Origin of the sequence: Burkholderia sp. Ax-1719 (assembly GCF_011753055.1) — a bacterium.
Taxonomy (GTDB): Bacteria; Pseudomonadota; Gammaproteobacteria; order Burkholderiales; family Burkholderiaceae; genus Paraburkholderia.
Genome location: NZ_VWWJ01000010.1, coordinates 130504 through 144558, shown reverse-complemented (window position 1 = coordinate 144558; position 14055 = coordinate 130504). Strand labels below are relative to the sequence as shown.

12 protein-coding genes are annotated in these 14055 nt (G+C 60.6%); 8 read left to right on the top strand and 4 right to left on the bottom strand.

The annotated features are described in order from the left end of the window. The first annotated feature begins 18 nt into the window (after positions 1-18). From F3J17_RS19415 to F3J17_RS19400, 4 genes are all read left to right on the top strand, one after another. Entirely contained in the window at positions 19-600 is a 582-nt protein-coding gene (locus F3J17_RS19415) for a VOC family protein (RefSeq protein ID WP_205194867.1), read from the top strand. A gap of 15 nt (positions 601-615) precedes the next feature. Next, positions 616-1479 (top strand): fumarylacetoacetate hydrolase family protein, encoded by an 864-nt coding sequence (locus F3J17_RS19410; protein WP_167062144.1) that lies wholly within the window; start codon positions 616-618, stop codon positions 1477-1479. Positions 1480-1494: 15 nt separating this feature from the next. Continuing rightward, a complete protein-coding gene (locus F3J17_RS19405; protein ID WP_205194866.1) occupies positions 1495-1881 on the top strand; it encodes a nuclear transport factor 2 family protein in 387 nt (128 codons plus the stop codon). A 401-nt stretch (positions 1882-2282) separates the two neighbouring features. Further along, a complete protein-coding gene (locus tag F3J17_RS19400; protein WP_167062141.1) occupies positions 2283-3377 on the top strand; it encodes a porin in 1095 nt (364 codons plus the stop codon). A gap of 51 nt (positions 3378-3428) precedes the next feature. Here the strand turns inward: F3J17_RS19400 and F3J17_RS19395 are convergent, their stop codons facing one another. Continuing rightward, positions 3429-4199 (bottom strand): GntR family transcriptional regulator, encoded by a 771-nt coding sequence (locus tag F3J17_RS19395; protein WP_167062138.1) that lies wholly within the window; start codon positions 4197-4199, stop codon positions 3429-3431. 394 nt (positions 4200-4593) lie between these two features. Here F3J17_RS19395 and F3J17_RS19390 point away from each other — a divergent pair, with 394 nt between their 5' ends. The 3 genes from F3J17_RS19390 to F3J17_RS19380 all read left to right on the top strand — a co-directional run bounded on the left by F3J17_RS19390 (position 4594) and on the right by F3J17_RS19380 (position 7382). Beyond that, positions 4594-5829 (top strand): acyl-CoA dehydrogenase family protein, encoded by a 1236-nt coding sequence (locus F3J17_RS19390; RefSeq protein WP_167062132.1) that lies wholly within the window; start codon positions 4594-4596, stop codon positions 5827-5829. Positions 5830-6006: 177 nt separating this feature from the next. After that, on the top strand, positions 6007-6786 hold the full coding sequence (locus F3J17_RS19385; protein ID WP_205194865.1) for a nuclear transport factor 2 family protein: 780 nt from the start codon (positions 6007-6009) through the stop codon (positions 6784-6786). Beyond that, complete coding sequence (locus F3J17_RS19380) at positions 6783-7382, top strand: nuclear transport factor 2 family protein (RefSeq protein ID WP_167062129.1); 600 nt, start codon at positions 6783-6785, stop codon at positions 7380-7382. The genes F3J17_RS19385 and F3J17_RS19380 overlap by 4 nt, the downstream gene beginning before the upstream one ends. Here F3J17_RS19380 and F3J17_RS19375 read toward each other — a convergent pair. The 3 genes from F3J17_RS19375 to F3J17_RS19365 form a co-directional block, all read right to left on the bottom strand. Next, positions 7379-8614 carry a porin gene (locus F3J17_RS19375; RefSeq protein ID WP_167062126.1) on the bottom strand — a complete coding sequence of 412 codons (1236 nt, stop codon included), beginning with the start codon at positions 8612-8614 and terminating at the stop codon, positions 7379-7381. The genes F3J17_RS19380 and F3J17_RS19375 overlap by 4 nt on opposite strands. 69 nt (positions 8615-8683) lie before the next feature. Next, on the bottom strand, positions 8684-9997 hold the full coding sequence (locus tag F3J17_RS19370; protein ID WP_167062123.1) for an MFS transporter: 1314 nt from the start codon (positions 9995-9997) through the stop codon (positions 8684-8686). A gap of 82 nt (positions 9998-10079) precedes the next feature. Further along, on the bottom strand, positions 10080-11324 hold the full coding sequence (locus F3J17_RS19365; protein ID WP_167062121.1) for a lactonase family protein: 1245 nt from the start codon (positions 11322-11324) through the stop codon (positions 10080-10082). Between the two features lie 76 nt (positions 11325-11400). Between F3J17_RS19365 and acnA the strand changes: the two genes are divergently transcribed. After that, positions 11401-14025 carry an aconitate hydratase AcnA gene (acnA, locus tag F3J17_RS19360; protein ID WP_167062119.1) on the top strand — a complete coding sequence of 875 codons (2625 nt, stop codon included), beginning with the start codon at positions 11401-11403 and terminating at the stop codon, positions 14023-14025. Positions 14026-14055: the final 30 nt, after the last annotated feature.

Here is a 14055-nt window from a genome sequence, read left to right as displayed (position 1 = left end):
ACAGCAAAGGAGACAAGCATGACGACACTGGAATCCACCTCAAACGTCACAGGCACGGCCGCGCGCATCGTGCCTGCTCGAATGGCCCATCTGGTCTACCGCTGCGCACGGCGCGCGGAGACCGTCGCGTGGTACATGAAGCTATTCGAGGCGCGGCTCGTATTCGAGGACAACATCCTCACCTTCATCACTTACGACGACGAGCACCACCGGCTCGCGTTCTTCAATATGCCCGATATTCCGGCCAAGGGCGGCGAGACGGCGGGCGTCCACCACGTTGCCTATAGCTACGACCGCGTTGGCGATCTGCTGGCGACTTACGACCGTCTCAAGCCGCTTGGCATCATGCCGTTCTGGTGCATCAATCACGGTCCGACCACGTCGTTCTACTATCGCGATCCCGAAGGCAACGACATCGAATTGCAATCCGATAACGGCGCGGATCCGGGTGCGTATTTTCATTCGGAGGCCTTTGCGGACAACCCAATCGGCGTGGAATTCGATCCGGACGAACTGGTGCGGATGTGGAAGTCGGGGGCGAGCGATGCCGAATTGAGCGCAGTCGGTACAGCCGCTACCGGCAAGTCGACATTTCTTTAAGCCGAGGGTCGCAATATGAAACTCGTCACATTTAGCGCCGAAGGCGCTACGCCCGCCATCGGACTGGTGGTGGACTCTGGCGTCATCGACATTGCGCGCCATCTGCCTGAAGCGCCGCGCGAGATGATTGCGTTGATCGACGCCTGGCCTGAGTGGCGTGAACGGCTCGCAACGCTTGCCGGGTCACGCCGCGCGGACGTCGCGCTGGAAGAGGTCACGCTGCTGGCGCCGGTGAAGCGGCCCGGCAAAATCCTCGGCATCGGTTTGAATTACGCCGATCACGTGGAGGAGTCGGGCATGGCTCGACCCGAGCAGCAGTTGTGGTTCGCCAAGATGCCGACTTCCGCGACGGGGCCGTTTGCACCGGTCGAATTGCCGCGCGTATCGACGCAACTGGACTACGAGGCCGAACTCGCCTTCGTGATTGGCAAGCGTTGTCGCCATGTGCCGCGCGAGCGCGCGCATGAGGTGATTTTCGGCTACTGCGTGGCGAATGACGTCAGCGTGCGCGACTGGCAATTGCAGACTTCGCAGTTCACGATCGGCAAGTCGTTCGATACGCATGCGCCATTCGGTCCGTGGATCGTGACGGCTGATTCTGTCGCCGATCCCCACGCGCTGGGCATCCGCTGCTTCGTGAATGGCGAGAAACGTCAGGATTCGAACACTGCGCAATTGATCTTCGATTGTTACGCCCAGGTGGAGCATCTTTCCAAGGCGATGACGCTGGAACCCGGCGACCTGATTCTGACCGGAACGCCTGGCGGCGTTGGCGTGGCGATGAAGCCCGCACGTTGGCTGCGCGCGGGCGACCGGATGAAAGTGGAGATCGACGGCATTGGCGCCATAGAAAACGTAGTGCAGGTTGAACCTGCATAAAGGCGGAACACACCTATGACGATACACAACGAGGCTTCTGTACGCGACGAAGTAATCAGGCTGGAAGCGGCCCGCTGCCGCGCGCTGGTGGCGGCGGATATCGACACATTGGATCGTCTTGTCTCGGACGATGTCGTTCACGTTCACGCCAACGGCAAGACCGATGACAAAAAAGCCTATCTGGCGATGGTAGGTGGCGCGATCCGCTTTCTTTCGGCGGAGCGCGCGCATCTGGATGTGCGCGTCTATGATCAGCTCGCCGTTGCGACCGGGCCGCTGAGGCAGTCGATCGAAATCAGCGCGACCGGCCAGCGCTCGGACATGCACATCATGACGACGCAGGTTTGGCGGTTCGACACCGACACATGGCGTCAGGTGAGTTTCCAGGCAACGACACTGTAAAGCCGCGCGAATTGCCCCAGCAAGCCCCGTAAGGGGCTTTTTTGCATGGTGAATCGAAAACCCTCGTCGATTCTTTGCGTCGAGTTCATACGCTCCTCGACCCGATCACTCTGATTGAGTGTCAACACTATCCGTCGATATAACCTCGATACGGCCGATTTTTGGTATCCAGGGGTATCTACTGTCCTTTCATCGATCTCAAACTGTTGACAGTTTTGCGTCGCGGAAATATTGTTTTGCGAACCAGCGCTGCGCACCGATCGTGATCGGCGTAGGCCCGATGGATTAGACCCCGGCAGCTGGTGCGAGACCCGCGATGCAGGAAATTAATCAGTACACCAATATAAAAATCGCGGAAATATCAGAGGAAAGTTTTTCAATCGATAAACTGGACAATGGCAATGGAGAGTACTGCACGGAACGTCACCTGTCGCATCGCGGCAGCCAGTCTCATCACACTAATCGGTTGCGCCGGCGATCAGGCCCATGCGCAAAGCTCCGTGTCGCTGTATGGCATGGTGGACGCGGGCGTGGAGTACGTCAGCAATTCGGCTGGGCATGCGCTTGCTGAGATGGAGAGCAACGTAGGCGTGCCGGCACGGCTTGGCTTTCGAGGAAGCGAAGATCTCGGCGGAGGCTTATCGGCGATATTCCAGCTTGAATCGGAATTCTCCATTAACAACGGCACGAGTCTCAGCCCGTTCTGGCTGTGGGGATCGTATGTGGGCTTGCGCAGCGATACCTTTGGGACGGTGACAGTCGGGCGACAATTCGACTTCCTGCACGCCTCGATGCCCCTCAATTCGACCATCATGATCGAAGGCGGTCTTTCTGCCGGGTTTGAGGGTTTCACCAGTGCGACGCCAGGCACACCGCCGCCAGCGGTGAGCGACCACGCGGGCGACGGTCTGTACGATAACTCGGTCAAGTGGGAGAAGAACTTCGGCCCGGTATCGGGCGGCGTGATGTATGGCTTTGGCGCCAATAACCGCCATGACAGCATGCAGTCGGCTTACCTGAAATACACGAATGGCGGATTGCAACTGGGAGTCGGCTGGTCGCACGACAATTTCAGCACCGCGCAGATCGCCAACGATGTCTTTTCGATTCGTGCGCTTTATACGATTGGCGGGCTGACTTTGCTCGCGAACTATTCGCAGGGGAAGGAAACGGTTTATCCCGGCTCTCAGGCGATGGCGAGACCCTTCGAAGTCGCGGCCAACTACTACGTCACACCGTTCATGACGGTCGGGGCGGGCGTGGGCATCGCGTGGGATCGTAGCCGCTCGGGCGAATCGGCGACCATCATTGAGCCGTACCTCGGCACGCACTATCTGCTTAGCAAACGCACCATGCTCTATCTGGTGGCGGCACTCAATCACAGCAGCAATCCGTCCGTCATTCCGGCGACTGTCACCGTGGTGGGCGGCGCGCCGGATGCGTCGAGCGGCGCGAATCAACTCGCCGTTGCTATTGGCGTTACGACTTTCTTTTGATTCGTCATGCAGCGGAGGCTTCGCATGATGCCTCCGCTTTTTAGCGCTGCGTCAGGGCGTATCGGGCAGAACAGCGGCGATATATGCACGCAGGCGCGCCGCATCGTAGCGCGGCGAAGCACTGGCCACCACGAGCGACGCGATGCGGCTAAACAGGTCGGCGAACAGTTCGGCGGCGCGTTGGCCCTCTTTCGCCGTTGCGGCGCGTGTGATCTCGCGAAACGGTTTGCCCGGCGGGTGGGAAACCGGCGGCAGGTCGGCCAGGACGTGCGTGCGATAGCGCTGCGCGTCGTCGATCAGACCGTTGATGAGCGACACCGTGTGGGTCCCGGCGTGCTGGGCAAAACAAAGCACATAGCGGCGGAATGTTGCGTCCCAGGCGAAGCGGTCGCGATTGGCGGCTTTGTCGAATTCTTCCGCGCATTCGCTGAGTTGCTTGATGTCGTCCTTGGTGAGAAAGGGCGTGCCGATACGGATCGCAAGCGAGATGTTCACGAGATGAAGCCCGAGCACCTCTTCAAGATCGCCAATGTCGAAGGCGGCGACGCAAAAGCGGCGATTGGCCTGTGCAACGACCAGTTTCTCCTGCTCCAGCCGCCGCAATGCTTCGCGCACCGGGCCGCGGCTCGTGCCACCCGTTTTTGCGACCGAGAGCTGAGAAATGGGTTCGCCCGGAGCGAACGTGCCGTCGAGAATCTTCGCGCGGAGTTCCTCGTAGATCAGCGTGGCCGTATTGCCTTCGCGTTTGACGCGCGAGGCTTCGTCGGGCGGCGGCGTTTCGCGCGCGCGCCGGCTTGCAGCGGGTGTGGACGTTCTCGTCATGAGTTCAGTCGGAACATGGGCGATAAGAGCGTGGTTTCGAAGTGTGGACACTTGCGAAGGATTGTCCACTTTAGCATGGTCGGTCAGGTGGAGTCGAGTTGCGCCGCGATGTCCTTCTATTTCTTACATGCGATCGCTTCCTTTTTAAATGTGTCGACACGTTGTTTGGATATAAAAGTGCTGCATAAAGGGCTGTGAGCTGACTGATTGTGCGGTAAAGCATGACTTAAATAGCGGAATTTGTCGAAAATTCGCGCCTTTCCAATGAATTTGGCTCGCTGAATCAGATCAACATGGCCAGCGAGCAACAGCAAAAAGTGTTGACATATTTGTGTGGCGGTGTGAATCTAGCGACCACACAAAGCCGATGCCTACTAAAGACTGGAGACAATCAATGAGCGTCATTTCAGCGTCTGAGTTATCGAATACCCACAACGAAGCCGTGCGAAGCCCACGGCCAGCCGAAGCCGCGATCGCGGCAAAGATCCTCGCCGATGTTCGAGCGCTCGTGCCCCGTCTGCGCGAGCGGGCGCGTCAAACGGAAACGCTGCGTCGCGTGCCGGATGAGAGCATCAAGGAACTCGATGAGCTGGGCGTGTTTCGCATGTGCGTGCCGGTCGAATACGGTGGCTACGCGCTGACGCCATTGCAGCAATTCGACGTGATCGCGGAGATTGCGCGCGGGTGTGGCTCGACCGCGTGGGTGGTTTGGGTCACGACGACTTCGCAGCAATGGATCGCTTATTTCGACCGTCGCTTTCAGGACGAACTGTTCCAGATGGATTGGGTCGGCCCGCTCAATTCAGGCGTGATCACGGCATGGGGCCCGGGAACCGCGCGGCGTGTCGAAGGCGGCTATATGTTGAAAGGGCGCTGGCCTTTCAACAGCGCCTGCCACTTCACACCATTCCATCACCTGGGCGCGAGTTGTGAGGGCGAGGCGGAAAAAGGCCCGATTCTGCTGCAGGTCCCGCACGAACAATTGCAGATTCTCGACGACTGGAAAGTCATGGGCCAGCGCGGCTCAGGCAGCAACACCGTAGTGATTGAGGAGGAAGTCTTCGTGCCCGAGTATCGGGTGCGCCTGATCGGTGAAATCTTCGCATCGAAGCGATTGACGCCCGCGCCGGACGGCGTGCTTTATCAGGTCAATCTCGTGCAGCACACGGCGTCGCTCATGGCGGCCATATCGGTAGGCCTGGCGCGTGCGGCTATCGAATTGTTCGAGGAAAGGATTTATCGGCGCGGCATCTCCAATTCGAAATATGACAAGCAATGCGACGCGCCCGTCACGCATCTTCAGCTTGGCGATCTGCATTGCCGGATGCGCACGCTGACGCTGCTTGCGCGCGACAACGTCATGAAAGTCGAGGCGTTTGCTGCATCAGGCCAGCCCATCGATGAACTGGAAATCGCGCGCACAAAGCTGGAAAGCGCGTATGCGATCAAGCTGGCTTCGGAGATTACGGAATTGACGCTTCGTGCCAGCGGAGCTTCCTCGATTGTGGAAGGCAATCCCTTCGAGCGCTTGTTCCGCGACAGCCGCGTAGTGACGCTGCATGCACATACGCAGATCGAGACCTGCCTGGAAGATTATGGTCGCGCTCGCGTTGCGGCGGCTTTGCGTTAAGCGGGACCGAATGGGAATCGATTTGCTCCTGTGGTCGTGGTGGTGGACAACCCGGCATACGCGAAGGAACTGGAGCAGAATCCAGGGCGTACGTCGAATGTAAAAGTTCATCGCGGGTTTTATCGGCCTGTGGCGACCTATAAGCAACTCAGTGAATAGGCTTTAGTGGAGATTCGCTTGTTCCAAAGTCCATCGATAAAATCGCGGCGAACGGCCGTGAAGGCGGGGATCGGAGCGTCGATCGGCGTGGCCCTCGTCAATCTTGCACGCGGCGCGACGCATGCTTCGCAAGACAAAATGTTGAATCAGTCGCGAAATGTGCTTCTCGATGAATATGCTGTTTCGCAACTCGTCATGCGCGAGCGTCAGGCGCGCGAGACGCACGACTTCGACGCGGAAGCCGCGTGCTTTCATCCCGATGCGGGCGTCGAAGTGTCGTGGTTTTCGGGAACGGCAACTGAATTCGTCGAGGCGGGGAGAAAATCCTCGATGGCGGGCAGTGATGCGAATGCGGCTGCTCCAGTCTTCTTCGACAGCATGAGTCCCGCCGCAGTCTGGGTCAAAGGTGACCGCGCAATTGCCGATACTTCCTGTGCCGTTCATATGTTCGCGGAACTCGATGGCGTGGGCGCGCACGTCACCAGCTACAGCCGGCTCCTGTGGCGTGCCCAGCGATACAACAGCCGATGGTTGATTGCAGGACTGCACGGTATTTACATTCGCGACACGCTTGAGGCCTGTAATCCAGCCCAGGTGCCGGTCATCGATTTGAATAAGCTGGCGGGATTTAGATCCTCTTACAAGCATTTGAGCTATCTCATCAGCGCTCGGGGCGGCCCGGTACGTAACGATCGCGCTGGCGTTGACCGTCCCGATCTGGTCGCGGCGCTACGCGCTGCTGAACAGGCGTGGCTCAACGGGCAAACAGAAAGTAAAGACGTAAGGAGAGCAGAATGACTGATGCCGAAGTGCTCAATCGTATTCGTATCGAAGATGTCATGTTGCGGGAACGCGCGGCGCGTGATGGCCGCCGTTGGGAGGAGATGGCGGCTTGCTATCACCCCGACTCGCACGTCGAAGTGTCATGGTATAGCGGCCCCGGTGCGGGCTTCGTCGAGCAGACCGCTGTGATGGCGCGTGGCCCGGTGCAAACCTTTCATCTCATGGGACAGTCCGTTGTCACGATGCGCGAGAACCGCGCCTTGCTGGACACCGAATGCACCATCCACGGCGTCATGAATCTCGACGGATGCGAGGTCGACATTGTGAGCATTTCGCGGCTCATGTGGCGGATGCAGGCGCACGAAGGGCGATGGCTCATTGCAGGCCTGCGCAGCCTGTACGTGCGTGACATGCTGGTACCGCTCAACCCGAATCGCGTTCCGCCTTTGGATGCCGATCGGTTGGCAAAATTTCGCCCGTCCTATCGCTACATTGCCTACACGAACGCGTTGGCCGGGCGCACGATTCCGGACGACCTTCCCGGTGTCGACCGCCCGGATCTGGAAATTGCCTTGCGGCAAGGCGAAAAAGCGTGGCTACATAATGCCTAGAATTTATGGCGGATGCCCACGCGCAACGCAAGCTGCTTGTCGGTCGACGAGGGCGTAAGCCCGGTGATTTGCGCGACAGCGGCACCGCCCGTTGAGTCAGTGCCGCTGGCCTTCTCGTACACCGCGATGGTGTAAAGATCGGTTCGCTTCGAGAGAAACCAGTCCAGCCCGGCGCTGAATAGGTGATAGTCGGCGCCATCCTTGCCGCCTGCGCCTCCATTGCGGGTGTAATCGTACGCAACGCCGGCCAGCAGCGATGGCTTGATCTGATATTGCAGATTCACTTCGACATTATTGAAGGCCGCAGTGCCGGCGTAGTGCAAAGGATCGGGTCCTGCCGCCGAGCCCAGATTTTCAAAACGGGTATTCGAGTAAGCCACGTTCGTATTGAACGCGCCCAGCGTCAAGCCGACACCTGCGGCCGTAATCTCCAGTCGGCTTGCCGATGCATAACCTGCGAAAACGGGATTCGATTCAGGACTCGTTGCGCTACCGACGCTACCAAGATTATTAGTGGTTGCCGGTCCGGCATTCGGATTTGCGCCGAAAAACGAGGTGTTCGGATTGCTCACGTTGAGATAAGCCGCGCCCGCGGAGAAAGCGCCCGCCGCATACGACGCGCCTGCGCCCCAGATCGAATTTTGCGCAACGGAACCCGCTACGCCGCCCAGGCCAAGAATCGCCTCCACCGTCAATCCATTCCAGGTGCTGCTGCGGAACTTGATCGAATTGTTGATGCGCCGGGTGTTCTGGGCGTTGTCAAGATCGCCAGGGTGGGCATTCATATAACCGCCCCATTGCGGCGAGGCCAGATAAGGCCGGAACAGATCGACGACGGGATCGTATTGCCGCCCAAGCGTGACGGTCCCCATATCGCCTTTAATGCCCACATACGCTTGACGGCCAAACATCGCGCCCCCCTGATTGAGTGCGCCGTTATTGCTGTAAAAGCCATTTTCGAGCAGGAAGATTGCCTTCATGCCGTTGCCCAGGTCTTCGGTGCCTGTTATGCCCCAGCGGCTGCCCTGCAAACCTGCTGATCCGCCTTCGATCATCGCGATCTGGTGGCCGCCGGTAAAGCCCGTAGCGGTTCTGGCCTTCTGGACGTTATTCGTGTAGTTGATGCCGCTGTCGATGATGCCGTAGAGCGTGACATTGCTCTGCGCGCGGCTTGCTGGCGACCAACCCGTAAATGTAATAAGGATGCCAAAATAAATAACCGACTTCTTCATTCGCGATGTCTCCAGGACGCAAGTCAATTTAGTTATTGGCGCTTCATCGAGAAGCGCCTTGGGTGCTGCTCAGTGATGCGAGGCCACCGATCCAGCCTCATCGGATTGCGGACGTTCCGTCAGGCGCAGAAACAAGGTCATCAGAAAAGCGAGCACTAGCAGACCGGCAAGGAATAGTAGCCCCGGCGTCGCGCTGGCGCCCGAGCCCTTGATGTAGCCGATTGCAAACGGTCCGACAAAGCCGCCGAGATTGCCGATTGAATTGATAACGGCAATGGAAATCGCAGCAGTGGATCGTGAGAGAAACAAGGTCGGCAGCGCCCAGAATGGGGATTTGAATGCGTAGAGACCGGCCAGGCTCAGGCTGATCATCGCAATCGATACGTAGGGGTTCGTCGCGAGACCTGCGCCAAGCAGCGCCAGCGCTGCCACGCCCAAGGGAATAGCCGAATGCAGGCGCCGTTCGTTACGCCGGTCGGAATGCCTCGACCACAGCACCATGACGACGGTGGCAAATAGATACGGCACCATCGCAATCAGGCCAATCTGCGTGTGGCTAAGCGCGCTCGAAAAGCCCTTGATGATCTGCGGCATCCAGTAGCCCACGCCGAGGCTGCCGCACTGGTAGACGAAATAAATAAACGCGAGATACAGCACCTTGGGATTGCCCATCGCCTTGAGTGAGCCAAAGTGACGCGAATTTGGTCTCGCTCGGGCGTCAGCGGCGAGCTGGCCTTGCAGCCATTCGCGTTCGGCGGGCGTGAGCCATTTTGCGTCGGCGGGACGGTCGCTCAGGAACAGGAAGCACGCAATGCCGCCGATCACAGCGGGCGCGCCTTCCAGCACTAGCATCCAGCGCCAGCCGCTCCATGAAAACCACTCCACGTGATCCATGATCCAGGTGCTCATCGGCGCGCCCACGATATACGAAACTGGAATCGCGGCGGTGAACAGGGCGACCGTGGTGGCCAGTTCCTTGGCACGGAACCAGTAGGTCAGATAGACGATGATGCCGGGAAAGAATCCCGCTTCAGCTACGCCGAGCAGGAAACGCACGACATACAACTGGGTAGCGGTGTGCACGAAAGCAGAGGCGACCGAGATCGCGCCCCACGTCACGAGAATACGGGCGATCCACACGCGCGCGCCGAACTTTGCCAGCATGGCATTGCTTGGCACTTCGAATAAAAAATACCCGATGAAGAAAATACCGGAAACGAAGCCGAACGCCTCGCTGCTAAGCGCGAGATCCCGGTTCATCTGCAAGGCCGCGTAACCGATATTGGCGCGGTCGAGATAGGAAATGATGTAAAGCACGAAAACGAACGGGATGATGCGCCAGGCGATCTTGCGCACGACCGCGCGTTCGTCGAGGGTCGTCATGGGGGAATGCATATGTCTCCGGCGGCGGGGGACGCCCGCCGCGTGCCTCTGAAATGCGAAAAAGCGTCTTCAGGCGGACAGATCAGGCCTGCGGGTGCGAAAACACCATGCAGACCGGACTGCCCGACTTCTCGACGAAGCCCGTGGGTACAAGCCAGCCCGATTGCGCGTCGATTGCGAACGCAACGATGGTGTCGCTGTCTTCGTTGAGCGCGTACATGAAGCGGCCATCTGGCGTGCTCGTCATGAAGCGCGGCGTCTTGCCGAGCGACGGTTGCGCACCGATAAAGCGTAGATGGCCGTTCGAGGCATCGATGCTGAAGACGGCAATGCTGTCGTCACCGCGATTCGACGCATAGACGAAGCGTCCGTTGCGGTCGACCTCGATCTCCGATGCGCGACTGTTGCCCGTATAGGTGTCCGGCAGGCTGGAGAGCACCTGCAAGGGCGTGAGCGAACCGTTGGCGGCGTCGTAGCGATACGAGGTAACAGTGGAGTCCAGTTCGTTGACCACCCAGGCGTACGCGCCGTGCGGATGAAACGCGATATGGCGTGGGCCGGCGCCTTCGCGCGATTCCACGAACGGTTGCGCGGCGGGCGTGAGCGTGCCGTTTTCGAAGCGGAACGAGAACGTGCGGTCCAGTCCCTTGTCCGGAACGATCACGAAGCGTCCGGCAGGATCGAACGGATTGAAGTGCGGCTTGGCCTGCTTCTGTTCGACGCGGTGCGGGCCGATTGGGCCTTCCAGATGCACGAGTTGCGTGAGCGCTTCGAGCGAACCATCGGCGGCAATCGGCAACACGGCAAGACTCGCGCCGATGTGATTCGACACCACCACGTAACGCCCGCTCGGATCGATCGCGAGGTGCACCGGGTTCTTGCCCTCGGTGCTCTGGCGGTTCAGGAAAGTGAGCTCGCCGGTGGCCTTGTCGACCTTGAACGCGCTGATGTCGCTCAGGTCGCCGTGCACCGTGTAGAGGTGTTCGCCATCGCGGGAAAGCGCGAGAAACGACGGATTGACGAGGTTTTTCACGAGTTGCACGAAGGTGAGCACGCCGGTCTGCGTATCGACCTGATAGACGCTGATGCCATCGCCGCGGGCGTTGCGTTCGCGCGTCGTGCGCGAGCCGACATAAGCAAAGAGGGGATTCATTCCGGGGTTGATTCCTTTTAAAACGCGTTGGCCAGAGGCCGGTTCAGCGGCGAAGAGCGGCAGCGGGACGACGCCCGAAAGCGCCAGTGCGCCCAGCGAAACACCGGCCTGCACCAGCCTGCGACGCTTCACATTTAAGGGCGCAAGCGATGCGCCGCCGCCGTCCTTCTCCATGGTTGTCTCCGGATTATTGTCTTTGGGGTTTTCACTATGATTGCATTTTGTCCTGGAAAAGTGCAAAAATACAGTCATGGAAAACACTGACACCCCACTGACCGGCCAACTCGACGTTGCCGGCGCGCGCCTGCGCTACGTCGATCTGCCGACGATGTTCGGCGAGAAGCTTGGCGAGTTGCCGGTCGTGCTGCGCCTGCTGCTCGAGAACGTGATCCGCAATACGGACGGCGACGAACGTCGTGCCGCCGTCGACGCCATCCTCGCGTGGCGCGAGCACGGCACGAGCGAGCACGAGATCGCGTACCAACCCAATCGTGTGCTGATGCACGACACGACCAGCACGCCCGCGCTGGTCGATATCGCCGCGATGCGCGACGCGCTGGCCGAAGCTGGCGCCGATCCCGCCGCGCTTAATCCGGTGCTGCCGGTGGATTCGTCGGTGGATCATTCGCTCGCAGTGGAGTACTTCGGCGAGGCTGGCGCTGTGCCGCAAAACCTCGCGCTGGAACTGCGCCGCAACGGCGAGCGCTATCGCTTCCTGCGCTGGGCTTCGCAGGCGCTCACGGGCGTGCGTATCCATCCGCCCGGCACGGGCATCATGCATACGATCAACCTGGAGCAACTGGCGACAGTGGTCACGCGCGTCGAGCGCGACGGGCAAGCGTGGGCCGTGCCGGACACGATGATCGGCACCGACAGCCATACGCCGATGATCAACGGCATCGGCGTGCTGGGGTGGGGCGTGGGCGGTCTCGAAGCGCAGACGGTGATGTTCGGCATGCCTGTGATGCAGCGCATTCCCGACGTGATCGGCGTGCGGCTCACGGGCGCGCTCAAGCCCGGCGCGCTCGCCACCGACCTTGCGCTGACGGTCACGCAGCGGCTGCGCGCGATTGGCGTGTCGGGCGAATTCGTCGAATATTTCGGGCCCGGCGTGGCGACACTGAGCGCGGGCGACCGCGCAGTGGTGGCGAACATGGCGCCGGAGTACGGCGCATCGACGGGCTTTTTTGCGGTGGATGCGCGCACGCTCGATTACCTGCGCGCGACCAATCGCCACGAAGACGCGATCCAGCTCGTCGAGTCGTATACGCGCGCTGCGGGTCTGTGGTTCGATCCTGCGGCCACGCCGCGTTACACGCGCACGATCGAGATCGATCTGGCGAGCATCGGTATGCATGTGGCCGGGCCGCGCCGACCGCAGGATCTGCTCGATTACACGGCGCTGCCCGCGACGCTGGCGAAGCTTGATTTCCAGCCTGAAACGCTGCACGCGCGCATGCCGCGCCATCCCGTGGCGATCGCCGCCATCACGAGCTGCACGAACACCTCCGATCCGGCCTTGCTGATCGCCGCCGGTCTGGTGGCGCGCAAGGCACGTGCGAAAGGGCTGAATGTGCCCGCGTGGATCAAGACCTCGCTGGCGCCGGGGTCGCCTGCAGCGGCGACCTACCTTGAACGCGCCGGATTGCTCGACGATCTGGCGGCGGTGGGCTTCGATATCGTCGGTTACGGCTGCACGACCTGTATTGGCAATTCGGGGCCGCTCACGCAGAGCGTGCGTACCGCGCAGGCCGATGGCAGCATCTATCCGGTCGCGGTGCTCTCGGGCAACCGCAATTTCGCGGGCCGCATTCATCCCGATCTGGATCTGGGCTTCATCATGTCGCCGCCGCTTGTGATTGCGTTTGCGCTGGCGGGCAATGCGGAAATCGATCTGAGCCGCGAACCGGTGCAGATCGCCGCGGACGGCACGCCGGTGTTTCTGCGCGATCTGTGGCCCACGCGCGAGGAAGTGGCGGAGCGGGTGGCGCAATCCGCCAATCCTGAGGACTATCCGCGCGCGTTCGCGGTGGCGAGCCGCAATCCTGCGTGGCACGAACTGGAAGCGCCGTCTTCAGCGCGCTTTCCATGGGACGCGAAATCGACGGCCTTGCGCCGCCCGCCGTTCGCCGCCGCCGATCAGGGCAGCCAGCTCGGCAGGTATCGTGCGTATCCGCTGCTCGTGCTCGGCGACGACATCACCACCGATCACATTTCGCCCGCCAGTGCGATCCCGAAGGACAGCTTCGTGGCCGATTTCCTCGTCGCGCGCGGCGACGATCGCGACGACCTGAACGTGTTCGCCTCGCGGCGCGGCAACTGGGAAGTGATGATGCGCGCGGCGTTCTACAACAAGACGCTGGTGAACCGCCTCAAACCCGGCATGCCGGTGGCGCACACGCTGCACGTGCCGAGCGGCGACGTGCTGCCGATTTTCGAAGCCGCGCAACGCTACGCCGATGCAGGAGACTCTGTCGTGCTGGTGGCTGGCGAGCGTTATGGCACCGGATCGTCGCGCGACTGGGCCGCGAAAGGCCAGCGTCTACTGGGCATTCGCGCGGTGCTGGCCGCGAGCTTCGAGCGCATCCATCGCTCCAACCTCATCGGCATGGGGATTCTGCCGCTGCGTTTCGCGCCTGGCACCCATCCGGATACGCTCGCGCTGGGGCCGGGTGATATGCTCGACATCCAGGCGGACGCCGCGACGATCGCGCCGCGCTGCGCGGTGCCGGTACGGATCGTGCGCGCCGATGGCCGCATCGAAACGATCGACGTGCGCGCGGCCGTGGAAACGCAGCTCGAATGCAGATTGCTGCGCTCGGGCGGTGTGATTCCGCTGATCCTGCACAACACACTCGCAACCGGGGGCCACTGAATAAAGCCCCGGCGTTGCGCGGCTGGCTGA